This is a genomic window from Brevundimonas sp. (assembly GCF_041919755.1).
GTDB lineage: Bacteria > Pseudomonadota > Alphaproteobacteria > Caulobacterales > Caulobacteraceae > Brevundimonas.
Window position 1 is genome coordinate 1 of record NZ_JAYRTD010000004.1, and the last position, 26,571, is coordinate 26,571.

General features: G+C 65.6%; 23 protein-coding genes. 12 read left to right on the forward strand and 11 right to left on the reverse strand.

The annotated features are described in order from the left end of the window. The 5 genes from ACE3TH_RS06720 to aguB form a co-directional block, all read left to right on the forward strand. A partial coding sequence (locus tag ACE3TH_RS06720) for a hypothetical protein (RefSeq protein WP_374597933.1) occupies window positions 1-103 on the forward strand: 103 nt, incomplete at its 5' end. 192 nt (window positions 104-295) lie between these two features. Beyond that, window positions 296-937: a peptide-methionine (S)-S-oxide reductase MsrA gene (gene msrA, locus ACE3TH_RS06725; protein ID WP_374598593.1), complete on the forward strand. Its 642-nt coding sequence runs from the start codon at window positions 296-298 to the stop codon at window positions 935-937. 166 nt (window positions 938-1,103) lie between these two features. Continuing rightward, window positions 1,104-3,686, forward strand: coding sequence for a TonB-dependent receptor (locus ACE3TH_RS06730; RefSeq protein ID WP_374598595.1), 2,583 nt, complete (start codon window positions 1,104-1,106; stop codon window positions 3,684-3,686). A gap of 183 nt (window positions 3,687-3,869) precedes the next feature. Then, a complete protein-coding gene (locus tag ACE3TH_RS06735) occupies window positions 3,870-4,874 on the forward strand; it encodes an agmatine deiminase family protein (RefSeq protein WP_374598597.1) in 1,005 nt (334 codons plus the stop codon). After that, a complete protein-coding gene (aguB, locus tag ACE3TH_RS06740; RefSeq protein WP_374598599.1) occupies window positions 4,874-5,740 on the forward strand; it encodes an N-carbamoylputrescine amidase in 867 nt (288 codons plus the stop codon). Before ACE3TH_RS06735 ends, aguB begins: the two co-directional genes overlap by 1 nt. A 14-nt stretch (window positions 5,741-5,754) precedes the next feature. Here the strand turns inward: aguB and ACE3TH_RS06745 are convergent, their stop codons facing one another. The 4 genes from ACE3TH_RS06745 to ACE3TH_RS06760 form a co-directional block, all read right to left on the reverse strand. Then, window positions 5,755-6,576: a PA-phosphatase gene (locus tag ACE3TH_RS06745; RefSeq protein ID WP_374598601.1), complete on the reverse strand. Its 822-nt coding sequence runs from the start codon at window positions 6,574-6,576 to the stop codon at window positions 5,755-5,757. Then, window positions 6,573-7,082 carry a hypothetical protein gene (locus tag ACE3TH_RS06750; RefSeq protein ID WP_374598603.1) on the reverse strand — a complete coding sequence of 170 codons (510 nt, stop codon included), beginning with the start codon at window positions 7,080-7,082 and terminating at the stop codon, window positions 6,573-6,575. Before ACE3TH_RS06750 ends, ACE3TH_RS06745 begins: the two co-directional genes overlap by 4 nt. A gap of 119 nt (window positions 7,083-7,201) precedes the next feature. Next, on the reverse strand, window positions 7,202-7,552 hold the full coding sequence (locus ACE3TH_RS06755; RefSeq protein ID WP_374598605.1) for a ribonuclease: 351 nt from the start codon (window positions 7,550-7,552) through the stop codon (window positions 7,202-7,204). A 55-nt stretch (window positions 7,553-7,607) separates the two neighbouring features. Then, window positions 7,608-8,693, reverse strand: coding sequence for a glycosyltransferase family 4 protein (locus ACE3TH_RS06760; protein WP_374598607.1), 1,086 nt, complete (start codon window positions 8,691-8,693; stop codon window positions 7,608-7,610). 134 nt (window positions 8,694-8,827) lie between these two features. On the opposite strand from ACE3TH_RS06760, the gene putA reads away from it, so the two are divergent. Next, the gene (gene putA, locus ACE3TH_RS06765) at window positions 8,828-11,956 is read left to right on the forward strand and encodes a bifunctional proline dehydrogenase/L-glutamate gamma-semialdehyde dehydrogenase PutA (RefSeq protein WP_374598609.1); all 3,129 of its coding nucleotides are present in this window, start codon (window positions 8,828-8,830) and stop codon (window positions 11,954-11,956) included. A gap of 40 nt (window positions 11,957-11,996) precedes the next feature. Here the strand turns inward: putA and ACE3TH_RS06770 are convergent, their stop codons facing one another. The 3 genes from ACE3TH_RS06770 to ACE3TH_RS06780 all read right to left on the reverse strand — a co-directional run bounded on the left by ACE3TH_RS06770 (window position 11,997) and on the right by ACE3TH_RS06780 (window position 16,307). Beyond that, on the reverse strand, window positions 11,997-13,214 hold the full coding sequence (locus tag ACE3TH_RS06770; protein WP_374598611.1) for an RtcB family protein: 1,218 nt from the start codon (window positions 13,212-13,214) through the stop codon (window positions 11,997-11,999). Between the two features lie 283 nt (window positions 13,215-13,497). Continuing rightward, the gene (locus ACE3TH_RS06775) at window positions 13,498-14,415 is read right to left on the reverse strand and encodes a hydroxymethylglutaryl-CoA lyase (protein WP_374598613.1); all 918 of its coding nucleotides are present in this window, start codon (window positions 14,413-14,415) and stop codon (window positions 13,498-13,500) included. Beyond that, entirely contained in the window at window positions 14,412-16,307 is a 1,896-nt protein-coding gene (locus ACE3TH_RS06780; RefSeq protein ID WP_374598615.1) for an ArnT family glycosyltransferase, read from the reverse strand. The genes ACE3TH_RS06775 and ACE3TH_RS06780 overlap by 4 nt, the downstream gene beginning before the upstream one ends. A gap of 114 nt (window positions 16,308-16,421) precedes the next feature. Between ACE3TH_RS06780 and ACE3TH_RS06785 the strand changes: the two genes are divergently transcribed. Both ACE3TH_RS06785 and ACE3TH_RS06790 read left to right on the forward strand, forming a co-directional pair. Then, window positions 16,422-17,150, forward strand: coding sequence for a glycosyltransferase family 2 protein (locus tag ACE3TH_RS06785; protein WP_374598617.1), 729 nt, complete (start codon window positions 16,422-16,424; stop codon window positions 17,148-17,150). A gap of 80 nt (window positions 17,151-17,230) precedes the next feature. Then, entirely contained in the window at window positions 17,231-17,662 is a 432-nt protein-coding gene (locus ACE3TH_RS06790; protein ID WP_374598619.1) for a hypothetical protein, read from the forward strand. A gap of 171 nt (window positions 17,663-17,833) precedes the next feature. Here the strand turns inward: ACE3TH_RS06790 and ACE3TH_RS06795 are convergent, their stop codons facing one another. The 3 genes from ACE3TH_RS06795 to ACE3TH_RS06805 all read right to left on the reverse strand — a co-directional run bounded on the left by ACE3TH_RS06795 (window position 17,834) and on the right by ACE3TH_RS06805 (window position 19,623). Beyond that, window positions 17,834-18,187 carry a hypothetical protein gene (locus ACE3TH_RS06795; RefSeq protein ID WP_374598621.1) on the reverse strand — a complete coding sequence of 118 codons (354 nt, stop codon included), beginning with the start codon at window positions 18,185-18,187 and terminating at the stop codon, window positions 17,834-17,836. Window positions 18,188-18,190: 3 nt separating this feature from the next. Next, on the reverse strand, window positions 18,191-18,829 hold the full coding sequence (phaR, locus tag ACE3TH_RS06800; protein WP_374598623.1) for a polyhydroxyalkanoate synthesis repressor PhaR: 639 nt from the start codon (window positions 18,827-18,829) through the stop codon (window positions 18,191-18,193). A gap of 77 nt (window positions 18,830-18,906) precedes the next feature. Then, window positions 18,907-19,623: a hemolysin III family protein gene (locus tag ACE3TH_RS06805; protein WP_374598625.1), complete on the reverse strand. Its 717-nt coding sequence runs from the start codon at window positions 19,621-19,623 to the stop codon at window positions 18,907-18,909. Between the two features lie 148 nt (window positions 19,624-19,771). Between ACE3TH_RS06805 and ACE3TH_RS06810 the strand changes: the two genes are divergently transcribed. Next, window positions 19,772-20,947 (forward strand): acetyl-CoA C-acetyltransferase, encoded by a 1,176-nt coding sequence (locus tag ACE3TH_RS06810; RefSeq protein WP_374598627.1) that lies wholly within the window; start codon window positions 19,772-19,774, stop codon window positions 20,945-20,947. A 63-nt stretch (window positions 20,948-21,010) separates the two neighbouring features. On the opposite strand, the gene ACE3TH_RS06815 is transcribed toward ACE3TH_RS06810, so the two are convergent. Then, complete coding sequence (locus tag ACE3TH_RS06815) at window positions 21,011-22,276, reverse strand: type III PLP-dependent enzyme (RefSeq protein ID WP_374598629.1); 1,266 nt, start codon at window positions 22,274-22,276, stop codon at window positions 21,011-21,013. A 248-nt stretch (window positions 22,277-22,524) separates the two neighbouring features. Here ACE3TH_RS06815 and ACE3TH_RS06820 point away from each other — a divergent pair, with 248 nt between their 5' ends. The 3 genes from ACE3TH_RS06820 to phnE all read left to right on the forward strand — a co-directional run bounded on the left by ACE3TH_RS06820 (window position 22,525) and on the right by phnE (window position 26,562). Continuing rightward, the gene (locus ACE3TH_RS06820) at window positions 22,525-23,784 is read left to right on the forward strand and encodes a DUF2254 domain-containing protein (RefSeq protein WP_374598631.1); all 1,260 of its coding nucleotides are present in this window, start codon (window positions 22,525-22,527) and stop codon (window positions 23,782-23,784) included. Window positions 23,785-23,923: 139 nt separating this feature from the next. Continuing rightward, a complete protein-coding gene (phnC, locus tag ACE3TH_RS06825) occupies window positions 23,924-24,718 on the forward strand; it encodes a phosphonate ABC transporter ATP-binding protein (protein ID WP_374598633.1) in 795 nt (264 codons plus the stop codon). Next, complete coding sequence (gene phnE, locus ACE3TH_RS06830; protein WP_374598635.1) at window positions 24,715-26,562, forward strand: phosphonate ABC transporter, permease protein PhnE; 1,848 nt, start codon at window positions 24,715-24,717, stop codon at window positions 26,560-26,562. The genes phnC and phnE overlap by 4 nt, the downstream gene beginning before the upstream one ends. The last annotated feature ends 9 nt before the right edge of the window (window positions 26,563-26,571 follow it).

Below are 26,571 nucleotides of genomic sequence, written 5' to 3' on the forward strand. Positions count from 1 at the left end.
CTCGCTGGACGGCAAGGGCGAAACCGCTCTGGCCCGCCCGACGGCTGACGGCGTGCGCGAGCCGCTGAACCGTCGCGCCACCATCGGCATCAACTTCCAGTAAGCCACAACGGACCGGGGCCCGTCGGAAGACAGGCTCCGGCTCCCGGCCTACCGGACAGTCGATCCACTCTACCCACCGCCCGCCCCCGGAAACGAGGGCGGGCGGTGTCGTTTGCGGTTGGATCCGCTGACTTGAAACTTCTCGCTTCAGAGCGACGTATAGAAGGGTGGATGCCCGTTAGTGGAGCCCTTCATGAGTATTCGTCTATCCGTCGTGATCGCCGCTGCAGCATTGGTGGCCTGTTCGCCCGGGGAGCCGGCTCAAAGCGCGACGACTTCGACCACGGCTACACAAGCCAGCGACAGCGGGAGACGGGAAGTCGCGGTTTTCGCCGGAGGCTGTTTCTGGTCGGTCGAAGCCAATTTCGAGGCCATGCCAGGCGTCGTTTCTGCCGTCTCTGGATTCGCGGGCGGTCGCGTTGCTAATCCAAGCTATGAGCAGGTGGTGCGAGGGGGCACCGGGCATCTGGAGGCCGTTCAGGTCACGTTCGATCCAGCACGCATTACCTATCGCCAACTCGTAGATCGCTTCTGGCGCACCATCGATCCAACGGATCCCGACGGACAGTTCTGCGACCAAGGCGCTTCCTATGCGACGGCGGTGTTCGCGACGTCCGCCCAGAAACCGATCGCCCTGGCATCCCGCCGGTCGGCCGTGCAGGCCTTGGGCACGGCGTCATTCACAACGCCGGTGCGCGACGCCGCAAGATTCTGGCCTGCGGAAGCCTATCATCAGGATTTCGCGCGACGAAATCCTGCGCGCTATGGCGGATACACTCGCTTCTGTGGTCGTGCTGCGCGGCTGCGTGCCGTGTGGGGATCGACGGTTCGCTAGACCATCCACAGAAGTGTGACCCTTCAGCCACCCCCGGTCGCTGTCATATCACTGTCACACCACTGTCGTCGCAGCTTCCCATCCCGGTCCTAGAGGGGGCGTGATTTATACGGCCGATCAGCGGTCGCTGGGCGCCTTCGCCCGAGCCATCTGGGGATAGATGATAATGACGAACCGCAAACGCGCGTTCTGGGCGACGACCGCCCTGTTCAGCGGCCTGCTCCTGGCCAATGCCGCCTCGGCACAATCGACGGGTACAGACGCGACCGAACTGGGCGAAGTCGTCGTGACCGGCACGCGCGGCGCTCGTAACATCGACGGTCTGGCGACCGCCGAAACGGTTTCGAAGACCCGCAACACCATCAGCCAGGAGTTCATCTCGACCCAGACGCCGGGTCAGACGATCCTGCAGACGCTGAACCTGACACCGGGCCTCAGCTTCACCAACACCGACTCCTACGGTTCGTCGGGCGGCAACATCCGTCTGCGCGGCTTCGACGGCAACCGCGTGTCGCTGACGTTTGACGGTATCCCGCTGAACGATACCGGCAACTATGCCTCCTACACCAATCAGCAGCTGGACCCGGAACTGATCGAGCGCGCTTCGGTCAACACCGGCTCGACCGACGTCGACAGCCCGACCGCCGCAGCCACCGGTGGCGTGATCAACTATCAGACCCTACGTCCCACCTCCGATTTCAGCGGCTGGGGCCAGTTCTCGGCCGGCGACTTTGATTATCGCCGCTATATGTTCCTGATCAACTCGGGGGAATTTGGTCCGTGGGGCACCTCGGCCTGGTTCGCCGTGTCCAAGACCGATTACGACAAGTTCAAGGGCCGCGGCGATCTGCAGAAGACGCAGTTCAACGCCCGCATCTACCAGCCGCTGGGCGACAACGGTGACTTCCTGTCTCTGTCGGGTCACTGGAACGAAAACCGCAACAACAACTACCTCGGCCCAAACCTCGGTACGTCAACGCGCTCCATCCTGCCTCAGATCGAAACCGATCCGCGCGGATGGGACATCGACTTCAACGACACCTACCTGCCGTATCCGGCGGTCGGCGCGAACGCTGCCAGCTTCACGGGACGTGCCGGCGTTGCCGACGTCGATCCTGCCGCCAACAGCAACTACTGGGGCTTGCGCGTCAATCCGTCCAATACGGGCAACGTCCGCGGTCAGTCGCGCTTCACTCTTGCGGAAGGCCTTGTCCTCACGGTCGATCCGTCGTTCCAATACACCTTGGCCAACGGTGGCACCCAGCAGGTCGTCCTGTCGGAAACGGACCGTACGATCCGCGGTACGCTTACCACCGGTGGGATCGATCTTAACGGTGACGGGGACACGCTGGACTCCGTGCGCGTCATGGCACCGTCGAACACCAACACGCACCGCTATGGTTTGAACACCTCGCTGATCTGGGATCTGGACGACAACCACCGCCTGCGCGCGGCCTATTCGCTGGACTACGGGCGTCACCGCCAGACCGGTTTGTACGGTCGCATCAACCGCACCAACCCCTCGGACCCTCGCTTCGTCGATTGGTTCGGTGGCCGCAACGTCGTTGAGAACCGTATCGTCAACCTGAATGGTTATGAACTGCGCTCGCGCGACCGCCTGTCGATCGCCGAATTGAACCAGTTCTCGCTGGAATACCGCGGCCAGTTCATGGACGATGCCCTGACGATCAACATCGGCGTCCGGGCCCCGTTCTTCAGCCGGGACCTGAACCAGTTCTGCCTGACGCAGGATCGCTCTTCGAACGTACTCTGCACGACAGAAGCCACCACAACGACGGCTTTCGTCAACGGCGTTTCCACGACTCTGACCAACGGTAACGTGGCCATTGCCGGCCGCACCACCGGTTCGGGCGCCACTCTGAACTCGATCCAGTACATCGCGCCCTACTCGCGTAGTGTGGAGTACGACGATATTCTGCCGAACCTCGGTGCATCCTATCGCTGGGGTGAGGGACATTCGGTCTATGTCAGCTATGCCGAGACGTTGTCGGCCCCGCGCACGGACAGCCTCTATGGGGTGACCCGCTTCGCCGACGGCTCGATCGGCAATCCGACGGTTCAGCCCGAGAATGCTCAGAACTTCGACTTGGGCTACCGTTACTCCAACCCGACCCTGGTCGGCACGGTTTCGGTCTTCGCGAACAAGGAACAGAACCGTATCGTCAGCGCCTTCGACGACGACCTCGGTCAGTTTGTCGATCGCAACGTCGGTGATGTCGAGCGTATCGGCGCAGAAGGCTCTATCGGCTGGTCGCCGGTAGAGGCCCTGAGCCTGTATGCCTCGGCAACCTGGATCAGCACCGAAGTGCAGGACGATTACGTCAACAACACCGTTGGCGGCGTTCCGCAGATCGTTGCCACCAAGGGCAAGGAGCTGGTCGAGACCCCGGAATGGATGCTGTCGGCCCGCGCGAGCTACCAGTTCACCCCGTATCTGGAGGCCGGCATCCAGGCCAAGTACACCGGAGAACGCTGGGTGACCGACGTCAACGACTTCAAGGTTGACGCCTTCACGACCGTCGATGCCAACGTCCGCTTCGACCTGGCTCAGTTTGGCTACGAAGGAACGTTCATTCAGGTGAACGCCGACAACATCTTCGACGAGCGGTACTACGCCAACCTGGGCACGCGCGCCTCGGCTACGCCGGGCACGCCCGGCTTCAGCCAGCCCTTCGCCTCGGTCGGCGCTCCGCGCACGATCTCGGCGACCCTGCGGGTGGCCTTCTAAGCCAACCTAAGACTGGCTGAACGATCAGAGGCGGTCCGGGAACGGGCCGCCTCTTTTCTTTGCGCCGATGCCTGGCACGGGATCGCGGGCCGACCGCGCGAGTTGAAGTCGCAGGCTGTGGTGTCTATCTGGCGCAGTTCGCATTCGGCCCGCCTGCCAATGTTTCAAGGATCAGCCTTCGCCATGACCCAAGCCCCCATCCCCGCCGAATGGGCTCCGCACCGGGCCATGTGGGTCGGCTGGCCCAGCCGCGAGGAATACTGGCCGGGCAATCTGGAGGACGCTCGGGGCGAGGTAGAGGCGCTGGTGCGTGCTCTGGCCGGACCGGGACGCGAGCAGGTCAAGCTGATGGTTGGGGCCCCCGAGGTATTCGCCGACACGCAGGCGCGATTCGCGGATGTCGAAAATGTCGAGGTCGTGGACGGACTTTTCGGCGACATCTGGCTGAGGGACACCGGCCCGATCTTCAAAGCCGGCTCAGCACGCGCCGCCGCGTTTAAGTTCAACGGCTGGGGCGGCGAGTTCGTGATGGAGCATGACGACACCGTCGCGACCCAGATCGGGGCGGCGTCTAACGTTCCGCTGGACTGGAATGACTTCGTCCTCGAGGGCGGCGCGCTGGACCACGATGGGCAGGGGACGGTTCTGACCACGCGTCAGTGCCTGCTGAACCGCAACCGCAATGCCGACTGGACCGAGGCCAAGGCCGAGGCCGCGCTGGCCGAGGCAATCGGGGCCCGCAAGGTGCTGTGGCTCGGCGATGGCCTTTTGAACGATCACACCGACGGGCACGTGGACAATCTGGCCCGGTTTGTCGCGCCGGGCGTGGTGGCTCACCCTGTCGCCTGGGGCCGGGGCGACCCCAATGACGACGTCTATGCCGATCTGGCGCGGACACTGTCGACGATGACCGATGCGGAGGGTCGAAAAATTCGCCTGCTGCCCCTGCCCTCGCCCGGCTTCGTCGCCGATGCCGACGGTCGCCCTGTGCCGGCCAGCCACATGAACTTCCTGATCGCCAATGGCGCAGTGATCGTGCCAACCTATGGCGACGATCGCGCGGCCGGTCTGGCCTGCCAGGGCCTGGCCACGGTGTTTCCGGACCGCGAGATCATCCCTCTGCCGTCGATCCACATCCTGACGGGTGGCGGATCGTTCCACTGCATCTCCCAACAGGAGCCCGCCTGATGCCCCGCACGATCTCCGTCGCCGCTATCCAGACGGCCTATGGCACGGACATGCAGGCCAATATCGACAAGACCATCGGCCTGATCCGCGAGGCCGCGTCCCGGGGGGCACAGGTCATCCTGCCCAGCGAACTGTTTCAGGGCCCATACTTCTGCGTGTCGCAGGAGGAGCATTGGTTCGCGACTGCCTATCCGTGGCGCGAGCATCCGGCGGTCGTTCAGCTACAGCCCGTGGCAAAGGAACTCGGCGTCGCCGTCCCCGTCTCGATCTTCGAGAAGGAAGGGCATCACTATTTCAACTCGCTGGTCATGATCGATGCGGACGGCGAGGCCTTGGGCATCTATCGCAAGAGCCACATCCCCGATGGCCCTGGCTATCAGGAAAAATACTATTTCCGGCCCGGTGATACGGGCTTCAAGGTCTGGAATACCCGCTTCGGCCGGATCGGCGTCGGCATCTGCTGGGACCAGTGGTATCCGGAATCGGCACGGGCGATGGCACTTCTGGGGGCCGACATCCTGATGTATCCGACCGCCATCGGCTCGGAGCCCCACGACGAAAGCCTGGACACCGCCCTGCCCTGGCAGCGGGCCATGCAGGGCCATGCCGTCTCCAACGTGACGCCCGTGGTCGCGGCAAATCGGATCGGCCATGAGACGGTGACCGAGGTGGGTCAGACCTTCTACGGCCACTCTTTCATCGCCGATCATCGCGGCGATCTGGTCGAGCAGTTGAAGGATGAGGAGGGCGTGCTGGTTCACACCTTCGATCTCGATTTTCTGGATCAGTACCGCGCCGCCTGGGGCTTCTTCCGAGACCGGAGACCGGAGCTGTACACGTCATTGGCCAGCCCGCGCCCGGCCTGATCCAAACCGGCGGGTCAGTCCGCCACGACCGCCCTGCCTTGTGCCAAAGCCAGGTGCTCGGAAGCACAGCCGGGGTTGGTCAAGCCTTCGGCACGTGCCGAAGCGACCTCCAGACGAGCTGCAGATAGATCGGAAGCAAAGTCCGGTTGGGACGCAGCGGCCTCGTAAAGGGCCTGCCCCAGTGCCGCTCCCGTCTGCACGTCCGAGGGCCAGTTGGTGGCGCAGATCGCGCGGCTCAGGCCGATCTCGCGGCCTATCCGGCGAGCCGCTTCTGCCCGGTCAGGAGCCAGGTCGGCGAACAGAGCCCCATAGGCCGCCCCTGCCACCGCACCCGACGCCGGGAACGACGTCGCTGAGGCCCGCGTCGCCTCATTCAAACGCTGGCACGCACGTCGCGCCGGGTCGGCGGCCAGCGGGCGCAGGCGCAGGCGCGGATGGCGTGCGAGAAGGTCGACTGTGAGTCGCTCGGAATCCGCCAGCAAGCGTCCCATCAGCAGATTAAGCGCCGGGCGGGGCTTTGCGGCCAGCCGGGTGCCCAGCAGGCAGTCGAAATGCTGCGCCGCCTCGGGGGGGCGGACCTCGGCATGGGCCATGGCCATCCACCAGCGGTCCGTGTCTTCTAATGTGCGCAACCGCTCGGACAGGGCCACGTCCTGTGCTTGCTCGCTGCTGCCGAGCGCGGCGGGTGCGGGAACTGTTGCGGCCAGGCCTGCCAACTGTGCGTCGTGAAGATATCCCGGCACGACCTCAGGCGGTCCAAGGGTCGTCGTGGTACAACCGGCCAGCCAGACCGCACCGATCAGGGATGCCGCCAGCCGGGTGGCCGCCAGCCTCACCGCCCGGAAGACCAGTCCAGCTGGACGTTCGTCAGCCCATCTTCACCCGGCGAAGCCACGACACTGAGGAGCTTGCCGGCTCCGTTGGCACCGTCACCGGCGGAATAGGCACTGGCTCCGCCCTGGTTCATGGAAGCGATAGTGTTCAGGCCGGACGCCTCGGCCCGCGCGCGGTAAAAGCTCACGACCGCCTCTGGCGTGTCCGACGTCGTGAACTCCAGGATCCCGCCGGGTCCGCTCGGGCCGCGTGCGAGAGTTGCAGGTCCCAGAAGCGTGGCATCGGGATAGAGAACGGCAAAGGCGGGCGCATCAGGGGCCGCCAGCTGGGCATTGACCCCGGCAGCGTCCGCTTCGGTCGCGCCAGGAGCGCGGGGAGTGTCAGCGGGCGCTGCAACCTCGACATTGGCCGGGGCCTTGCTGGGCGCATCGTCGCCGCATGCCGCCAGTATCCCGCCCGCGCCGATCAGGGTCGACATCAACACGCCGACCGCGAATATGCGCTTCATTCCTTGTCGTCCCTATGGTCTGTATCTTGCTGCCTGCACCGTGCCGGATGGGCGCGGCGGCGGCAAGGCAGCTTGACGTTCCTGCGATGGCGAGGCCTAAAACGACCCAGCGACTGTGCTCAGCCGGTCGCAGCATCCGCTTCTGTGTTGGCGGATGGGTCGTCGCCGGTATTGTTAACCGGATCCGGATCGGCCTTGCGGCTGGCGTTGCGCTCCGCCGAGGCCTGCCCCTGGTCCGCCAAGGCTTTGTTGATCGTATCGGAGTCGGGATCGTCGTCCGAACCCGATGCCGCACCGCCCTGCAATGAGCCGGCCCGCGTATCGGAGCCCGAGTCGGTGCCCGACAAGGCCCGGTCCAGAGCATCGCGCATGCCGTCGGGCGTACGGCCCAGATCAGGCTTTTCGCCCATCGCGTCGGCCTCGATGGCGTCGTGGGTCTGGGTCTTGGGGTCGGGCTCTTGATCGCTCATCACGCGCGCTCCTTGATCTTCCCGACAAAGCGCGATGACAGCGTGACGGTTCCCGTCAGGCGGCAACCTTGCGTCTGATCCGCGCGATCCGGCGCAGGCGACGCCAGAACCGGCCACGATCCGGCTCGGGGTACGGTTGCAAATTCTCGACGAATTGTTCGGCCGAAGCGCGCCAGCTGAACTTCTCGGCATAGGCGCGTACGGCCTTGCGATCGCATTTCAGGGCTTCGAGGCAAGCAGTGCGCAAGTCGTCGTCGATAACACCCGCATTGGAACCCGGAATGATGTCGATAGGCCCATGCGCGGGATAGGCCGCGACCGGCGTGCCGGTGCCCATGGCTTCCAGGATCACCAGGCCGAAGGTGTCGGTCCAGCTGGGGAAGACGAAGACGTCGGCGTCGCGGAAGCATCGCGCCAGATCCTCCCCAAACTTGGCCCCCAGAAACTTGGCCTGCGGGTATTTCTCCTGCAGTTCGGCCCGTGCGGGCCCGTCGCCGACGATGATCTTCGTTCCCGGCAGGTCGGTGGACAGAAAGGCCTCGATATTCTTCTCGACGGCCACCCGGCCAACATTCAGCCAGAACGGCCGTGGCCAGTCCTTGCCACCCAGCTCGGCATAGATGGGGTCGAGATCCGGATTGAACTGTTCGGTATCCACGCCCCGCGTCCAGGGCGAAACGTTGCGGAACCCGTGCGACACCAGCTCGTCGCGCAGCGTCGGCGTCGCCACCATCAGCCGCCCGGACGGCTTGTGGAACCACTTCATATAGGCGTAGCCGACCTGCACCGGGATCGGGAACCGTGCCGAGACATACTCCGGAAATTTGGTGTGATAGCTAGTCGTGAACGGCAGCTTCCACTCCACGCAGATACGCCGGGTGGCGATGCCGATGGGACCTTCGGTGGCGATATGGACGGCCTCGGGCTCGAAGGCGCGCAGGCGTTCGCGGATTTCCTCTTCCGCCCCCAGAGCCAGCCGGATTTCAGGATAGGTGGGGCAGGGAATGGTCTTGAACTGGCTGGGTTCGATGACCTCGACCTCATGGCCCATGGCGCGGCATTCCGCGATGGTCCGGGTCAGGGTACGGACGACGCCGTTGACCTGGGGCTCCCAGGCGTCGGTGGCCAGAACGATGCGCATATGGGCCGGTTGGCTCCGCCGTTGATCGGTCGCCACCTCTAGCGCCTGATTGAGCCCTTGGCGAGACTTCGCCTCAGAGAGCGTCATGACGCGCCACCTTCCCCCGCGTGAGGGGAAGGGATATGTGCGCAGCCATGAACGCACACGTCATTCCGCCCGCCGCGCTGTCGCAGGACTGGGATAGTCTGGACCACGGCAAGTTCGCCGACGAGCGTCGGGCCGTGGCCGACAATCTCGCGCGCTTGCCGCTGGATGACGCGGAGCGTGCCGCCGTGCTGGCCAGCGCCACAGGCCTGGTCGAACAGGCCCGCGCCAGCGCCAAGAAGCAGGGTGTGGTCGAAAGCTTCCTGCAGGAGTTTTCGCTGGGCACCCGCGAGGGTCTGGCCCTGATGTGCCTGGCCGAGGCCCTGCTGCGTACGCCCGACGAAGACACACGTGACCGCCTGATCGCCGAAAAGATCGGATCGGCCGACTGGGCCAGCCATCTGGGACAGTCCGACAGCCTGTTCGTCAATGCCTCGACCTGGGGCCTGATGCTGACAGGCAAGCTGGTCGATGCCGACGATCAGGCCAAGACCGACCTGCCCGGTTTCCTGAAGCGCGTGGCCGGTCGCCTGGGGGAACCGGTGATCCGACAGGCCGTGGCGGCCGCCGTCCGCATCATGGGCGAACAGTTCGTGGTCGGCCGCACCATCGAGGCGGCCCTGAAGCGGTCCAACCGCGAGGGCTGGCTGTGCTCTTTCGACATGCTGGGCGAAGGGGCGCGGACGGCCGCCGACGCCGAACGCTATGAGCGCATCTATGCCGACGCCATTACCGCCGTCGGCAAGACCGCCAAGGGTCAGGGACCGGAGGTCGGCCACGGCGTCTCAGTCAAGCTGTCGGCCCTGTCGCCGCGCTATGAGGCGACGCATGAGGCGCGCGTCTGGGAGGAGCTCTATCCCCGCGTCCTCAGGCTGGCGAAGATCGCCGCCGCCGCCGACATCAACTTCACCATGGATGCGGAAGAGGCCGATCGATTGGCCCTGTCTCTGAAGCTGCTGGACAGGCTGGCGCGGGAGCCGGAACTGGGATCGTGGAGCGGGCTGGGCCTGGCCGTTCAAGCCTATCAGAAGCGCTGTCCCGAGGTCATCGCCCGCGTGGCCGAGCTGGCTCGCACATCCGGCCGTCGCCTGATGGTGCGTCTGGTCAAGGGTGCCTATTGGGACACCGAGATCAAGCGCGCCCAGGTCGCGGGCCGCACCGACTATCCGGTCTTCACGACCAAGGCGGCGACCGACCTGAACTATCTGGTCTGTGCCCGGATGATGATCGAGGCCTCGCCGCACATCTATAGCCAGTTCGCCACGCACAATGCCCATTCGCTGGCCGCCGTGCACAAGATGGCGGCCGACCGGGGCGTCAAGATCGAGTTTCAGCGCCTGCACGGCATGGGCGAGGCCCTGTACGACGCCGCCATCGCCACCTTCGGGGCTGTCACCGTGCGGGCCTATGCACCCGTCGGTGGGCATGAGGATCTGCTGCCCTATCTGGTTCGCCGTCTGCTGGAGAACGGAGCCAACTCCAGCTTTGTGCACGCCCTGCTGGACGAGCGGGTGCCCGCCGGTGCCGTCGCCGCCGACCCCATCGACGCCGTCGAGGCCCACCCTGACCGCCACGCCAAGATTCCGACCCCCAAGGACATGTACATGGACCGCCAGAACTCGCTGGGCCGCGACTATAGCCAGGCCGCCGACCGCGACCGCCACGCCGCCGCCCTGGAGAAGGTCGACCGCGAACGCTTCACTTCCGGCCCGTTCGTCGGTGGCAAGCTTCTGGCCGGTACGGACGCGCAGGACGTGACCAACCCCTTCGACCGCAGCCAGGTGCTGGGCCATGTGTCGGAGGCGACCGCCGCCGATATCGACGCCGCCGCCCAGGCCGCCGCCAACGCACAGGTCGCCTGGGACCGCAGGGGCGGCGCTGGCCGGGCCCCGGTCCTGCGCGCCATGGCGGACGCGCTGGAGGCCGACATGGACCGTCTGGTCGCCCTGCTGTCACGCGAGGCCGGCAAGACCCTGAACGACGGCGTGGCCGAGGTGCGGGAGGCCGCCGACTTCTGCCGCTACTACGCCATGCTGGCCGAGCGCGACTTCGGCGGGCGCAGCGAGCTGAAGGGGCCGGTCGGAGAGATCAACCAGCTGGTCCTGCACGGTCGCGGCATCTTTGCCTGCATCAGCCCCTGGAACTTCCCGCTGGCCATCTTCACCGGCCAGATCGCCGCCGCCCTGGCCGCGGGCAACGCTGTCCTCGCCAAGCCCGCCGAACAGACGCCGCTGATCGCCGCCGAGGCCGTGCGCCTGTTCCAGAAGGCGGGCCTGAACCCAGACCTGCTGGCCCTGGTGCCCGGGCGTGGGGAGACGGTGGGCGCGACCCTGGTCTCGCATCCGCTGGTCGATGGCGTGGCCTTCACCGGCGGCACCGACACCGCCTATGCGATCAATCGGTCCATCGCGGCCCGGCCCGGCGCGATCATCCCCTTTATCGCCGAGACGGGAGGCCTGAACGGCATGTTCGTGGACACCACCGCCCTGCGTGAACAGGTGATCGACGACGTCATCAACTCCGCCTTCGGCTCGGCGGGCCAGCGCTGTTCGGCCCTGCGCATCCTCTATGCGCCCAAGGATTCGGCCGACAGCCTGATCGAGGGATTGAAGGGCGCACTGGCGGCCCAGGTCGTCGGCGACCCCACCGACCCGGCCACCGACATCGGCCCGGTCATCGACGCCGAAAGCCGCGCCGCGCTGGAGGCTCACGTCGAACGCCTGGGCAAGGAGGCGAAGATCATCGCCCGTGCCGCCCTGCCCGAGGGTGCCGACAAGGGCGACCTGTTCGCGCCCACCATCGCCGAAATCCCGACGCCCGACTTCCTGGAGCGCGAGGTGTTCGGTCCCGTCCTGCACGTCTACCGTTACGATTCCAAGGACCTGAAGACCGTCGCGGGCAAGCTGGCCGCGCGCGGCTATGGCCTGACGCTGGGGGTCCACAGCCGGATCGAGGCCTTTGCCGAGGAGGTCATCCGGCTGGTGCCTGCAGGGAATGTCTACATCAACCGGGGGGTGACCGGCGCCGTGGTCGGCGTCCAGCCGTTCGGCGGCGAGGGTCTGTCCGGCACCGGACCCAAGGCGGGCGGCCCCAACAGCCTGATCCGCTATGCGGCAGAGAAAGCCATCTCAAACAACATCTCCGCCCAGGGCGGCGACCCGGCTCTGTTGAATCTCTAAACGACGAAAGCCGGCTTCGCTCGCGCGAAACCGGCTCCCGTCATCCCTTGACGCACACCACCTGACGCAGGGTGTGCACGACCTCGATCAGGTCGGTCTGGGCCGCGATGACCGCGTCGATGTCCTTGTAGGCCATCGGCGTTTCGTCGATCACATCAGCGTCCTTGCGGCATTCGACGCCTTCGGTGGCACGGACGTGGTCCTCGATCGTGAAGCGGCGCTTGGCCTCGGTCCGGCTCATCGCCCGACCAGCACCGTGTGAGCAGGTGCAGAACGACTCTGCATTGCCCTTGCCGCGCACGATGAACGATTTCGCCCCCATCGAGCCGGGGATGATGCCCAGCTCATCCAGCTTGGCCGACACCGCGCCCTTCCGAGTCAGAAAGACGTCCTTGCCAAAATGGCGCTCCTTCGAGACGTAGTTGTGGTGGCAGTTCACCGCTTCCTGCGTCGTCTCCAGATCCGGCCAGAACGCGCGCAGCACGTTCAGGACGCTGTCCATCATCACCTCGCGGTTGGCGCGGGCATACTTCTGAGCCCACGACACCGCTTTGACGTAGTCATTGAAGCCCTCCGAGCTTTCCGGAAAGTAGGCCAGGTCCTGATCCGGCAGGTTTAGAAACCAGCGCCGAGCTTCATGCTTGGCCCGCTCGATGAAATAGGTCCCGAACCGGTTTCCTACCCCGCGCGAGCCGGAGTGCAGCATCACCCACACGTCGCCCGCCTCATCGAGGCAAAGCTCAATGAAGTGGTTGCCCGTGCCCAGCGTGCCCAGGTGGCCGAATCCACGCGGATGTGCTGCCTTGGGGTGTTTTTCCACCACGGCATCATAGCCGGCTTTAAGGTCCGCCCAGCGGCTGACCGCCGAAGCCGGCGGCTCGCTGGCCCATGCACCCTTGTCGTTTCGCCCGCCATTGTCGGTCCGGCCGTGCGGAACAGCCGCCTCGATGGCGGAGCGGATGCCGGACAGATCGTCCGGCAGATGCTCGGCGCGGATCGAGGTCCGCACCGCCATCATGCCGCAGCCGATGTCCACGCCCACGGCGGCCGGGATGATCGCCCCGACGGTTGGAATCACCGACCCCACGGTCGCGCCCATGCCCCAGTGCACGTCGGGCATGACTGCGACGTGTTTATGGATAAACGGCAACGAGGCCACGTTCTTCAGTTGCTTCAGCGCCGCATCCTCAATGGGCACCCCCCGGGTCCACGCCTTGATCGGTGCGCCCGGGCTTTCGATCACGTCATAGCCACGCATGGCCGACGTCTCCTTTTCTGTCTGATCCTTCCGGACCGACCGTCAGGCACCTTGCGGATACAAGAAACCCCTCCGGCCGATGGCGGGAGGGGTTGCTGGAAAAACCGAAGTCGATGGACCTCTGTTCCTATACTCCCTCCACGCGCGCGCCATTGCCCTCGACCGGCTGGCGGTCGAGCTGCATGGGCAGGCTTGCGTTGAAGCGATAGGTGAACATGGTCGTCTCGTTTTCGGGAGGCCGCTGATATCCGAAGCCTGTTGAGAAAGCCAGCTCGAAAATCCCTCAGCCCTTCGGCCACCCGCCCGCCCGGCTCAGCGCGCTCGGAGCCGGCCGGCCAATCTTTTCGCCGATCCAGCGGGCCGTGGCGATGAGCGCGTCGAGGTCATAGCCGGTCGAGAAGCCCGCACGCTCCAGCATATAGACCAGGTCTTCAGTCGCGATATTGCCGGTGGCACCCGGTGCGAAGGGGCAGCCGCCGATGCCGCCGACCGAGGCGTCCAGTACGTCCACTCCGGCCTCGACACCTGCATAGGCATTGGCCAGGCCGGTGTTGCGGGTGTCGTGGAAATGCAGGCGCAAGCGTGAGTCCGGCGCGGCCTTTCGGGCGGCCTCGACCATGCGGGTCACCGCCCAGGGATTGCCGACGCCGATGGTGTCGGCCAAAGCAATCTCGGCGACGCCCAGGGCGGCGATCCGACCCACCAGATCGGCCACCTGATCCACCGAAACCTCGCCGTCGAACGGGCAGCCCCAGACGCAGGACAGGGTCGCCGACAGGGACGGCGTCGCACCCGCGGCTCCATTCGCGTTGGCCCGGCCCGCGACGATGTCGGCCAGCATCTGGACCTGCTGATCGACAGACAGGCCCTGGTTCTTCAGGCCGAAGCCGTCGGTGGCACTCATGGCCACATTGACCTCGTCAACCGCCGTACCGAGAGCGCGGTCATAACCCTTGCCGTTCAAAACCAGGCCGATACGGCTGCGGCCGGTCTCGTGAGGCAACGCGGCCATGACCTCTTCTGCCCCGGCCATCTGGGGTACGTATTTCGGATGGACGAAGCTGACGGCTTCGATCCGACGCGCACCTGCGGCCTCCAGCCGCCTGACCAGATCGGCGCGGACGGCTGGGTCCAGCACCGCCTTTTCATTCTGCAATCCGTCGCGGGGACCGACCTCGACGATGGTGATGGGGCGGCTCACCGGGAAGGCTCGGCAGTCGGGGCGGGCGTAGCAGATACAGGAGCCGGTGCCGGCGTCGAAGCGGGCGCAGGGGCCTGTCCGGGCACGGGCACGATGATCACCGGCGGCTCATCCGGGCCGGGTGCGGGTGTCAGCGCCGTCTCGGGCGGGTCCTCGGTGATCAGGGCGGGATCGGCCCCGTCCTCGGTTGTCGTCTCGACCTCCAGCGGCGTGGGGGCGGCGCGGCGCAGTGTCGGGCGCACCAGTACCGGCGGCGCATAGACGGTCAGGGTCACGTCGTCGCCCTGCGAATAGTTGTGACCCCGCACCACGCCGACCTCGCGCCCGGTGACACCCAGGGCCGCGCTGGCGACACGGAAGGCATCGGCGTCGGCCGCTTCAACGATGACAGGGCGCCCCTCGGAGAGGGCTTTCGCGGCTCCCGCAGCGTCGGTCAGTTCCGTATCCTTGCCCGTCAGGAAAACGAAGCTGGGCTCATGAAAGCCCGTGACGGCGACTGGGCCGTTCCGCCCTTGACTGGGCAGCAGTTCGGCCTTGGCCAGAACCTCGACCAGTTGTGGCGCGATGGCCAGCGGCTTGAGCTGGCGGATGGTCCCAGCCAGTCCGGCGTGGGCGATCAGGCCCATGGCGATCGAGACCAGACCGGCGGTCACCGCCGCGCGATGCATCAGAAGGAAGGCTCCGATGAGGGCGGCAAGCGATGCAAAGACGATGGTCAGGGTCGCCCAGGTCTGGGCGGTCGACCGCCCGAACTCGGTCAGGCCGTAGACGGTGATCAGGACGACGATCAGACCGGCGAACAGCGCCAGGGCTGCCCCGACAAGTCGCGAGACCTTGCCGATCGGCTGGGTCAGGGCGGCGGCGGCCAGCAGGGCGATGGCCCCGAAGGTCGGCAGCGTATAGTGCGCCAGCTTGGTCGGCGTCAGCTCGAAGATCAGCCAGGCCGGCACCAGCCAGCAGACCAGGAACCGCACCGCAGGCTCGGCCCGCCGATGCCAGCCGGTCGACAGCGCGGCAGGCAGCATCAGGGTGGCCGGGAAGAGCAGGACCGGGGCCAGCAGCAGGAAATAGCCCGGCCAGGCCCCGTGGCTTTCATGCCCACCTGCGATCTTGGGTGCCAGGTCGCCCATGATGGCCTCGCGCCAGAAGCCGCCGTCAGTGGCGATGGTGATGGCGATGGCCCACGGCCCGACCAGCAGTGCCACGAGCGGCAGGCCCCAGCCCCAGCCCAGGCTGCGCAGCCATCGGAAATCACGATCCCAGATTGAGAGGGTCAACATGGCAGGGGCAATCACGATCAGCCCGACCGGTCCCTTGACCAAGATGGACAGACCCAGCCCGAACCAGAACATCAGCTTGTGTGGCCTGAGCGGCGTCTCGCCCGCCCGCCGCGCCAGATAAACCCGCGCCAGACCCGCCATCGACAGCGTCACGGCGGCACACAGCATGGCGTCGGTCTTGGCGATGCCCGCCTCGGTCGAGAGCAGGAAACTCGCCCCCAACATGGCCCCGGCCAGAAACCCTGCGCGATGACCAAACATCGCCGCGCCCGCCCAGGCACAGGCCGCCGCTGCCAGCATCGCCGCCAGCAGGGAGGGGATGCGATAGGCCGAGATATCCCGCGCCTCGACGCCTGACGTTGCAGCCACCGCCACCGCCTGCATCCAGTAGATGCCGACCGGCTTTTTCCAGCGCGGCTCGTCCTGGAAGCGGATATCGACATAGTCGCCGCTCTGCAGCATCTGCGACGTGGCCTGGGCATAGCGGCTTTCGTCACGATCCAGCGGCGGCAGCAGCATCATCACGGGCAGGCCGGCGAACAGGGCCACGAAGGCCGCGAGCAGCGGTCCGCGCCAGCCGGCAATGTATCGATCGAGATCGGGACGCGTCATGATGAACGTCCTTACACGGGCATTGAGCCTTCGTCATGCGTCCGGCTTGATGACCAGCTTGAGCATTCGTCCTGCCCCTCCCCCCTGCGACCGAAGTCGGCTAGAGACGGTTCCATGAGCGAAGCCCTGCCCGACATTTCCGTCGTCGTCCCCGTGCATAACGAGCAGGGCGCGGCCGCACCGCTGGCGCGGGAGATTGCCGCCGCCTTTCAGGGCCGGTCCTACGAGATGGTCTTCGTGGACGATGCCTCGCGTGACGAGACACTGAGCGAACTCAGGGCACTGATGGCCGATTTGCCGACGCTACGCGTCCTCAGCCACGCGACCAATGCGGGTCAGAGCCGGGCCGTGCGCACCGGCGTCATGGCGGCCCGCGCGCCCATCGTGGTCACCCTGGACGGCGACGGCCAGAACCCGCCTGCGGACGCGCCGCGGCTGGCCGATCTGCTGGCGTCGTCGCCCGCGACGGTGGGGCTGGTCGGCGGCGTGCGGTCCAAGCGTCAGGATACCGAGGCCAAGCGCTGGGCCTCGCGTTGGGCCAACCGCATCCGCAAGAAACTGCTGGCCGACGATGCCGACGATACGGGCTGCGGGTTGAAGGCCTTTCGCCGCGATGTCTTTCTGCGGCTTCCCTATTTCGATCACATCCACCGCTATCTGCCGGCCCTGATGATCCGCGAGGGCTATCAGAATCTGTATCTGGACGTGGACCACCGTCACCGCGAGGTCGGCCAGTCGAAATACACCAACTGGGGACGATTGATGGCTTCGATCTCGGACCTGATGGGTGTCGTCTGGCTGAAGTCGCGTTCGCGCCAGCCGGGATCGATCTCGGAGTTCTGAGGTTGATGGCGAAGGGGGCCGCCTTGCGTTAAGCAGGACCTCCGGATGCGGCGCTCGCATCCCTGATCGGGGAGCCTGTCATGCTGATCGCCCTGCCGCTGCTGGTCATTCCGGTAGTGCTCTACAACATCGTGGTCCTGAGCGGACTGATGGGCGATGGCGGCGCGGGCGTCGGGGCCGATGCCATCCTGCGCGATCCGATCTTCTCCATCCCCATGGCCTCCGGCGCGGACTGGAGCGTGGGGGCCGGCGATCTGATCCTTTTGCTGTCGCTGGTGCTGCTGTTTTTCGAGCTGCTGAAGTCGACATCCAGTCAGCGGATCGCCATCGTCAATCACGCCCTGTCGATGATCCTTTTGGTCGTCTGCCTGGTCGAGTTCCTGCTGCTGCGCGGGTTCGCGACCTCGACCTTCTTCCTGATCGGAACGATGGTTCTGCTGGACGTGCTGGCCGGGTTCATCGTGACGATCATCTCGTCGCGCAAGGACCTGGACTTCGGCGCGGGGCGGTGACGCGGCCCAGTCGCCCTCAACTAGCCGCTAGGCGATAGGGCAAAATCAAGAAAACCCGACGAACAGGACCGCGACCACGGTCACGTCGAAGGCGCGGGCGAGAAAAGCGAGCATGGCGGGTGTCCGGCGGATGAGCGTTCACCGCTTCTGCCAGCAAGGACCGTGCCGCGATCAGATGTCGGTGTCGGTCGCCTTGCCGGGTTTGGGACGCCGCTCTGACGGACCGGAATATTCCGCGCCCAGATAGGTGTTGCGCGCCGCGCCCAGCACAGGCGGGCCACCTTTCAGCCCGCGCTTCTGACCCGATTGGCCCAATAACTGGGCGGCAAAGGCGGCCGGCGAGGCATCGATGGGCGATGTCGGGGCAGGTCTTGCCGGGCTGGGTTCGTGATCGACGACGGGTTCGACCGGCACGATCTCGCGTCGCGGCTGCATCGCCTCGGCCCGGCGCTCCTCGCCCCGACGCTGAGTGGAGCGACGTTCGCGCGGCTGCACCGCAGAAATGGGTCGAACGTCGTCGCTCATGCCTCAGCCGTCCTTGTTCGAGGGCGTACCCGACCCTGCCTTGGCCAGACGATCCAGCTGATCGCGCATCTCCTCCATCTGGCGCTGCATCACGGCCAGGGGATCGGTGACAGGCGGTGGGCTTTCCGGTGCTGCCGCGGCCTTGGGCATGACGGTACCAAAGCCGGGCCAGATCTTCATGGCCTCGCTGAACATGGCCATGTTGCGCTTGACCGCTTCGTCCATCAGGCCTGCGCCTGGCGTCGCGCCAAAGGCCTTGGAAAACTGACCCCTGATCTGCTCCTGCTGGCGGGTGAAGCTATCCAGCGACATCTCCAGATAGCTGGGCAGGACGCCCTGCATCTGGCCGCCGTAAAAGCCGATCAACTGGCGCAGGAACTGGACGGGCAGCAGTGCTTCGCCCCGGCTTTCCTCTTCGAAGATGATCTGGGTCAGGATCTGGCGGGTCAGATCGTCGTCGGTCTTGGCGTCATAGACGACGAACTCGACGCCGTCGCGGACCATCTTGGCCAAGTCTTCGAGCGTGACGTAGGCCGAGGTCGCCGTGTTATAGAGCCGACGGTTGGCGTACTTCTTGATGATGACGGTGCCGTTCTTGTCGGTCCCGGATTTCTTGTCGGCCACGCTTTCGTTCCCTGACATTTTATTGTTCTGGCACGCACTATCCCGCAGCGCGAAGGCCAGCGCAAATCACCTGACCAAATCGTGTGCGAGTGCGATCAGGTGCCCAAAGCCGCCGGGGCCAGGACGACACCCACCAGAACCGCCGCCCAGTGCGTCATCGCACCTGTGACGACGAAGCCGTGCCAGATGGCGCGACGGAACTTCACCTTAGGGCTGATGAAGACGAAGACGCCCGCCGTGTAGATGAGGCCACCCGCCACCAGCAGGCCCAGGGCGACTGGATGCACCGTCTCCATCATAGGTTTCAGCGCCAGTACGGCGACCCAGCCGAAGCCGACGTAGACCGCGCTCCACACCGCATCCGACAGCCGCGGCAGGGCCAGTTTGGCGAAGACCCCGCCCAGGGCGATGGCCCAGACCAGGATCGAAAACCCGATCGACCACGCCCCCTCGAAGCGCTGGGTCGTGAAGGGCGTGTAGCTGCCCGCGATCATCAGAAAGATCGCCGCCTCGTCCAGCCGACGCAGGATAGGCCGCGCCGCGCAGGGGCGTATCTGATTGTAGACGGTGGAGATCGACAGCATGGCGATCAGGCAAAGCGCATAGATCGCCGTCGCCACCGTCGCCCCGATGCCGGAATAGATCGCCGCCAAGACCGCCAGCACGATCCCACCGATACCGGCGAGAACCAGACCCACCACATGCACCCAGAGGTCCGCTGATTTCTCGCCGGGCGTCAAATAGTGCTCGATCATGTCGAGATCGTCGGGCGTGCAGACCCGGGTGAACAGTCGCTTCAGTCTCATCAGCATGGCTCCTTCAAGCCACGGGGTGACGGGTTCGTTCCGTGACAGTGTCACGACATGGTGACTGCACGCTGAACACACCGGGTCGCAGGTGACGAAGGCGATGCGATGCGGCACAAGCGCCACACGTCTTTTCTCCCCGAATGGAAATCTCATGACCGACGTCGTCATCGTCTCCGCCGCCCGCACGCCCGTGGGCTCCTTCATGGGGGCCCTGTCTGGTCTGCCGGCCTCCAAGCTGGGCGAGATCGCCATCAAGGCCGCGCTGGAGCGCGCAGGCGTATCGGGCGACGAGGTCGATGAGGTGATCCTGGGCCATGTGCTCCAGGCCGCCGCCGGTCAGGGCCCGGCCCGTCAGGCCGCCGTGGGTGCGGGCGTGCGCAAGGAAGCCGCGGCCTGGAGCCTGAACCAGATCTGCGGTTCAGGCCTGCGTGCGGTCGCCATCGCGGCCCAGCAGATCGCGCTTGGCGATGCGAAGATCGTCGTCGCCGGCGGTCAGGAGAGCATGAGCCAGGCCCCTCATGCCCAGGCCCTGCGCAGCGGCCACAAGATGGGCGACGTCAGCCTGATCGACACCATGATTAAGGATGGGCTGTGGGACGCCTTCAACGGCTATCACATGGGTCAGACTGCGGAGAACATCGCCGAGACATGGTCGATCAGCCGCGAGGCCCAGGACGATTTCGCCCTGGCCAGCCAGCACAAGGCCGAGGCGGCCCAGACGGCCGGAAAGTTCGATGCCGAGATCGTCCCGGTCGTCATCCCTGGTCGCAAGGGCGACGTCACCGTCGACAAGGACGAATACATCCGCCACGGCGCGACCATCGACGCCATGCAGAAGCTGAAGCCTGCCTTCACCAAGGAGGGCAGCGTCACCGCCGCCAACGCTTCCGGCCTGAACGATGGCGCGGCCGCTCTTGTCCTGATGAGCGCTGAAGAGGCCAAGGCGCGCGGGCTGGAGCCGCTGGCCCGCATCGTCAGCCATGCCACCGCCGGGGTCGATCCTTCCGTCATGGGCACTGGCCCCATCCCGGCATCGAAGAAGGCGCTGGAAAAGGCGGGCTGGACGGTCGCCGATCTGGACCTGGTCGAATCCAACGAAGCCTTCGCCGCCCAGAGCCTTTGCGTCGTCAAGGAACTGGGCCTCGACCCGGCCAAGGTGAACGTCAACGGCGGAGCCATCGCCATCGGTCACCCCATTGGAGCTTCCGGCGCGCGCATCCTGACCACGCTGCTGCACGAGATGAAGCGATCAGGCGCAACGAAAGGCCTGGCTACCCTGTGCATCGGCGGCGGCATGGGCGTGGCCATGTGCGTCGAGCGCGGCTGAGGTCAGGCTTGAGAAGCGAACGCAGGGACCGGACTGAGCGCCCGTCCCTGCCTCGACATAGTGCTACCGCCGCGCCTTCTTGCGCTGGCCGGCCTTGCCTTTGGGACGGCTCAGGCGAACCACCTTGCGGGCCTGCTCTTCCGCCGTGGTGCGCACGGTCGGGATGGAGCGGGGCGCCAGGCCATACAGCGAGGCCATCGGGGCGTCCTCGACCGCGGCGATGTCGTGCTCGCCATAGCCGTTGAAGCCGGTCGACATGGCCACGCCATAGGCGCCCAGCATGCCGATCTCGATGAAGTCGCCTTCCTGCACATCGGCCGGCAGCCAGAACGGGCCGGGCATGTGGTCGATACTGTCGCAGGTCGGGCCATAGAAGCGGAAAGGCTTCAGTTCCGACGACGCGTCGGCATCCCGGACCAGCTTGGTCGGGAAGGGCCAGCGGCTGTGGGTGGCGTCGAACAGCGAGCCATAGGACCCGTCGTTCAGATAAAGGGCGTCGCCCTTACGCAGGTCCACGCGGCACAGGACCGAGGACGATTCGGCCACCAGCGCCCGGCCGGGCTCGCACCACAGCTCGGTCGTTTCCGACACGGGCATTTCGTTGAAGCCGCGGTGGATGGCGTCGGCATATTCCTGCATGTCCGGCGGGACCATGCCCGGATAAACCGAGGGGAAGCCGCCGCCGACATCCACGATGTCCACGAACACACCGGCGCGGCTGATGGCACGCCCGACCTGGGCCATGGCGGCCTCATAGGCGGACGGACGCATGCACTGCGACCCGACGTGGAAACAGACGCCCATCAGGCCGTCCGTCACCGCCTGACGCGTGGCCAGCAGCAGCGAGGGTGCCTGATCCGGCGAGATGCCGAACTTGCCCGACAGCGAATAGGCCGCGCCGTCAGCCGAAACCGCCATGCGGACCAGCAGGTTCAGGTCGGTCGCACCGCCCGTCGCATCGATGATCTTTGCCAGCTCGTCATGGCTGTCCAGCGAGAAGGTGCGGACGCCGTATTCGAAATAGGCCTTGGTGATCGCGCCGCGGCTCTTGACCGGATGCATGAAAGCCAGACGCGCGTCGGCGCTGACCGACCGGACCAGCTCGATCTCGGCGATGGAGGCGACGTCGAAGGCGGTGACGCCCGACTCGACCAGGGTCTCGACGACCCAGCGAGAAGGGTTGGCCTTCACAGCGTAGAAGACGTCGGCCTTTAGATTGTCCTGGAACCAGCGCGCCGCTACGGAAACCGAACGCGGCCGCACGAGGGCGACGGGACGTTCAGGGGACCGCTCACGGACCAGGTCCAGGGGAAATTGGTACGTGCGCAATTCACGTAACCCCCTGCTAATTGTTAAACCCAGACCGGCGTTAGCGGCGCAGACAGGACCTACGGGGTCCGCCGGAGCAGGCGATATGGGGATATCGCGCTGTCATGTAAAGAGGTTTTTTGAAGGCAGGGCCTTCTGCTAACTCGGTCGCGCGGTCGAAATCATCAGCACCCACATGATTTTCGCAACCTTGGCTGTTCGGGCAAGTTACCCAGCCATGAGGGCGATGGCGTGCCTGGGGGACACCGATGAACCGCTGGCGGTACTACTGGAAGCGTTTGACATCCCAGCTCTGGGCGACGGTTACGCTCTATGGCGTCGCCGGTGTGTTGCTGGCGCTGGCAGCCGTGCTGCTCGCGCCGCTCGTCTCTCCGGAAGCGGCCGACCGGTTCGGCAAGTTCGAGGCGGTCGAGGCCTTGCTGACGATACTGGCGTCCAGCCTGCTGGCCGTGGCGACATTCTCGCTGGGAGCCATGGTCAGTGTCTATACGGCCGTCAGTGGCTCCGCGACGCCGAGAGCCACGGCTCTGGTCGTGGCCGACCCACGCACAAAGACCGCTCTGTCCACCTTCATCGGCGGGTTTCTGTTCTCGATCGTCGCCCTGGTCGCGGTCGAGGCCGCCTACTACGGCCCCCAGGGACGGGCCATCATCTATTTCGGCACTCTCGCCCTGATCCTGGTACTGGCCTGGACCCTGCTGCGCTGGACAGATCACCTGGGTCGGGTTGGGCGGATGAGCTATATCCTCGAGCGGATCGAGCGCGAGGCGGCCTCCTCAATGGACGACCGCATAGAAGCACCCCGGTTGGGAGCCTGTCCGATCGACCCGACGGAGGCTGCGCGCTTCGATCAGACGCTCTGCGCGACCGCCACCGGCTATGTACAAAACATCGACACGCCGAGCCTGCAGGATTTGGCCGAGCGCCACGACCTTGTCCTCCAGCTGAGCTGCCTGCCGGGGACTTTCGTCACGGATCAACATGTCCTCGTTCGGATTTCAGGCACCCCATCGGAACAGGTTTTGGCTGACATCCAGCAGGCTATTTCCATCGGCAAGGCCCGGACCTTCGACCAGGATGTGCGCTTTGGCCTGATCGTGCTGGGCGAGATCGCTGGAAAGGCGCTGTCGCCCGCCGTCAACGATCCGGGTACGGCCATTCAGGTGACGGGCATCGCCGTGCGATTGCTGAAGCGGTGGGGCGAGGCGCGAAAAGAACCTTGTGAAGTGCGTCATTCCCGTTTGCGCGCACCGGTGCTGAACTCATCCGATCTGCTCGATGACGTCCTGGGCCCCATCTCGCGCTTCGGAGCGTCGGATGTCGCCGCCTCGGTCCGGTTGCAGAAGGCCCTGGTGGTGTTGAAGCACAGCCCGGATGCTGAATTGGCGCAGGCGGCCGCCCACATGGCGCGGGTATCGTTGGAGCGCAGTCGCGCCAGTCTGAAGGTCGGCGACGATGTCGACCGTATCGCGCGCGCGGTCGCCGACGAGCACGCCGACCTGAGCTGACGGCCGGCACCGGCACCGATCGTCACCCCGCGACCACGGGCGCTGGACGTCATTGCGCCCGGCATGTCATTAAGACTTGCCTCGCACCCGCTTTTCGGGCCATGCGGCGCGCCCTGTTCAATGGCCTCCAGCGAGATCCATGACCGCATCCACCGCCGTCGCATCCGTCAGGGATGTGTCCAAGACCTTCGGTGCCCGCAAGGCCCTCAACGGCGTGTCCGTCGAGGTCGCCGCCGGCGAGATGGTGGCCCTGATCGGGCCGTCCGGCTCGGGCAAATCGACCCTGCTGCGCTCCATCACGGGGCTGCAGTCGATCGACAATGGACCTGGCGTGATCGAGGTCTTCGGCACCGTGGTGCAGAAGAACGGTTCGACCACCGGAGCCGTGCGCGCCGCGCGCCAGAAGCTGGGCATGATCTTCCAGCAGTTCAACCTGGTCGGACGGCTGTCGCTGTTTTCCAATGTCATGCTGGGGGCCCTGGGGCGCGTGCCCGGCTGGCGCGGTCTGGCCGGTGCCTGGCCGGCGGAAGACAAGACCCGCGCCATGGCGGCCCTGCACCGCGTCGGCGTGGCAGACTATGCCGCCCAGCGGGCCAACACCCTGTCGGGTGGCCAGCAGCAGCGCGGGGCCATCGCCCGCGCCATCGTGCAGGGGGCCAAGGCGATCCTCGCCGATGAGCCCGTCGCCTCGCTTGATCCCGTCTCGGCGCGCAAGGTCATGGAACTGCTGGTCGAGCTGAATCAGCGCGACGGCCTGGGTGTCATCGTCACCCTGCACCAGGTCGATTACGCCATCCGCTACTGCAACCGCGTCGTGGCGTTGAAGGCCGGGAAGATCGTCTATGACGGCCCCTCCAGCGGCCTAGACACCAAGACCCTCATCGACATCTACGGTCCCGAGTTCGAGGATGCGTTCTGGGAGGCCAAGGCATGAGCCGTCTTCATAGCCTCGCCGCCGGCATTCTGGCCGGTGCCGCCATGCTCCTGTCGGGCCTGACGCCCGCCCTCGCCCAGACCGAACAGTCGCGGCAGCCCGACAAGCTGGTGTTCTCCATCCTGTCCGCCGAGGGTCAGGCCAACTCCGGCCCGCTATGGCAACCGCTTCTGGATGATCTGGAGCGCGCCGTCGGCGTGCCGGTCGAGCCGGTTTTCGGCTCCAACTATTCCGTCCTGGTTGAGGCCATGCGCGCCGACCAGGCCCAGATCGGCTGGTTCTCGGCCCTGCCGGCCGTCCAGGCCATCGACCGGGCCGGAGCCGAGGTGGTGGCCCGCACCGTCGATGTCGAGGGCAAGGATTCCTATGTCTCGTCTCTGATCGTGAAGCGCGGCTCCGGCATCACGATCGACGACGTGGCGGCATGCGGCAAGAAATACACCTTCGGCATCGGCGACGCGCAGTCCACGTCGGGTACCCTGGCCCCGCTGACCTATTTCTTCAGCCCACGGAACATCAATCCGACGACCTGCTTCTCGACTGTGCGATCGGCCAGCCACCAGGGCAACTCTTTTGCGGTCGCCAACGGACAGGTCGACATCGCGACGTCGAACTCGGTCAACACCGTTTTCCTGACGCGCCAGAATCCTGAAGTCGCGCGTCAGATCGAAGTCATCTGGGAATCGCCACCCATTCCGGAGTCCGGCATCCTGGTGCGCGGCAGCCTTCCCGACGAACTGAAAGCCAAGATCCGCGAGTTCTTCGTCAACTACGGCCAGGGCTTTGGCCCTGAAGCGGATCGCCAGAAGGCGGTCATGGACCGACTGAACTATTCCCAGTTCCGCTCCGCCGACAACAGCTACCTGAACCCTATCCGGGAGATGAAAGCCGATCAGGCGCGACGTGAAAACCGTCCGTCCGACGTCGCGCCTCCAGTCGTCAGTCCCTTGCAGAGGATCAAACAGTTCGGTCCGTTCGCACTGATTGGCCTGCTGGTGCTTGCCGCGATCGTGATGAATTTGCGCAGGAAGAAGGCTCCTGCCGCTTTGGCCGAAGGTCAGATTCCGTCTCCACCCGAGAAATCCGCCGCCGCATGGTCGCTCGATATCCTGTTGTGGGGCGGGTTCGCGATCATCCTGATCGCCGCCTTTGGCACGGTGGGCCTGCCCAATATCGGCAATCTGTTCTCCAATCCGGAGCGCATGCAGACCTATGGCCGCGACTTCCTGAACCCGGACTTCAGCGAATGGCGTCAGCTGGTCGGCCTGATGTGGCTGACCGTCCAGATCGCGCTGTGGGGCACCTTCCTGGCTGTCTTCCTGGCCGTGCCGCTCAGCCTGATGGCGTCGCGCAACCTGTCGCCTGCCTGGCTGGTCTGGCCGGTGCGTCGGATCATGGACATCATGCGGTCCATCCCCGATCTGGTCATCGCCACCCTGTTCATCGTCGCTGTGGGCCTGGGCCCGCTGGCCGGTGTGCTGGCCATCGCCCTGAACACGGCCGGCGTTCTGGCCAAGCTGTTCTCTGAAGCCGTTGAATCTATCGACCAAGGCCCTATCGACGGGGTCAAGGCGACGGGGGCTGGACGCCTGCATGAGATCACCTGGGGCGTCATCCCGCAGGTGGCTCCGCTGTGGACCAGTTTCGCTCTGTATCGTTTTGAATCGAACAGCCGTGCAGCAACGATCTTGGGCCTGATCGGCGCAGGCGGTATCGGCCAAGCCCTGTTCGAGAACCTGCAGGCTTTCGAGTATCGGACGGTTTCGACCATCGCCATCATCATCATCGTGGCGGTCACCCTGATCGACATGCTGTCCCAGGCGATGCGCAAGCGCTTGCTCTAGACCCGCGCA

Excerpts from the sequence above, each read along its gene's own strand:
- ACE3TH_RS06780 (WP_374598615.1), bottom strand. The coding sequence starts at position 16,307 with ATGACGCGTCCCGATCTCGATCGATACATTGCCGGCTGGCGCGGACCG.
- ACE3TH_RS06735 (WP_374598597.1), top strand. The coding sequence starts at position 3,870 with ATGACCCAAGCCCCCATCCCCGCCGAATGGGCTCCGCACCGGGCCATG.
- phnE (WP_374598635.1), top strand. The coding sequence starts at position 24,715 with ATGAGCCGTCTTCATAGCCTCGCCGCCGGCATTCTGGCCGGTGCCGCC.
- phaR (WP_374598623.1), bottom strand. The coding sequence starts at position 18,829 with ATGTCAGGGAACGAAAGCGTGGCCGACAAGAAATCCGGGACCGACAAG.
- ACE3TH_RS06820 (WP_374598631.1), top strand. The coding sequence starts at position 22,525 with ATGAACCGCTGGCGGTACTACTGGAAGCGTTTGACATCCCAGCTCTGG.
- ACE3TH_RS06785 (WP_374598617.1), top strand. The coding sequence starts at position 16,422 with ATGAGCGAAGCCCTGCCCGACATTTCCGTCGTCGTCCCCGTGCATAAC.
- phnC (WP_374598633.1), top strand. The coding sequence starts at position 23,924 with ATGACCGCATCCACCGCCGTCGCATCCGTCAGGGATGTGTCCAAGACC.
- ACE3TH_RS06760 (WP_374598607.1), bottom strand. The coding sequence starts at position 8,693 with ATGCGCATCGTTCTGGCCACCGACGCCTGGGAGCCCCAGGTCAACGGC.
- ACE3TH_RS06730 (WP_374598595.1), top strand. The coding sequence starts at position 1,104 with ATGACGAACCGCAAACGCGCGTTCTGGGCGACGACCGCCCTGTTCAGC.
- ACE3TH_RS06790 (WP_374598619.1), top strand. The coding sequence starts at position 17,231 with ATGCTGATCGCCCTGCCGCTGCTGGTCATTCCGGTAGTGCTCTACAAC.
- aguB (WP_374598599.1), top strand. The coding sequence starts at position 4,874 with ATGCCCCGCACGATCTCCGTCGCCGCTATCCAGACGGCCTATGGCACG.
- ACE3TH_RS06750 (WP_374598603.1), bottom strand. The coding sequence starts at position 7,082 with ATGAAGCGCATATTCGCGGTCGGCGTGTTGATGTCGACCCTGATCGGC.
- ACE3TH_RS06805 (WP_374598625.1), bottom strand. The coding sequence starts at position 19,623 with ATGCTGATGAGACTGAAGCGACTGTTCACCCGGGTCTGCACGCCCGAC.
- ACE3TH_RS06755 (WP_374598605.1), bottom strand. The coding sequence starts at position 7,552 with ATGAGCGATCAAGAGCCCGACCCCAAGACCCAGACCCACGACGCCATC.
- msrA (WP_374598593.1), top strand. The coding sequence starts at position 296 with ATGAGTATTCGTCTATCCGTCGTGATCGCCGCTGCAGCATTGGTGGCC.
- ACE3TH_RS06810 (WP_374598627.1), top strand. The coding sequence starts at position 19,772 with ATGACCGACGTCGTCATCGTCTCCGCCGCCCGCACGCCCGTGGGCTCC.
- ACE3TH_RS06795 (WP_374598621.1), bottom strand. The coding sequence starts at position 18,187 with ATGAGCGACGACGTTCGACCCATTTCTGCGGTGCAGCCGCGCGAACGT.
- putA (WP_374598609.1), top strand. The coding sequence starts at position 8,828 with ATGAACGCACACGTCATTCCGCCCGCCGCGCTGTCGCAGGACTGGGAT.
- ACE3TH_RS06770 (WP_374598611.1), bottom strand. The coding sequence starts at position 13,214 with ATGCGTGGCTATGACGTGATCGAAAGCCCGGGCGCACCGATCAAGGCG.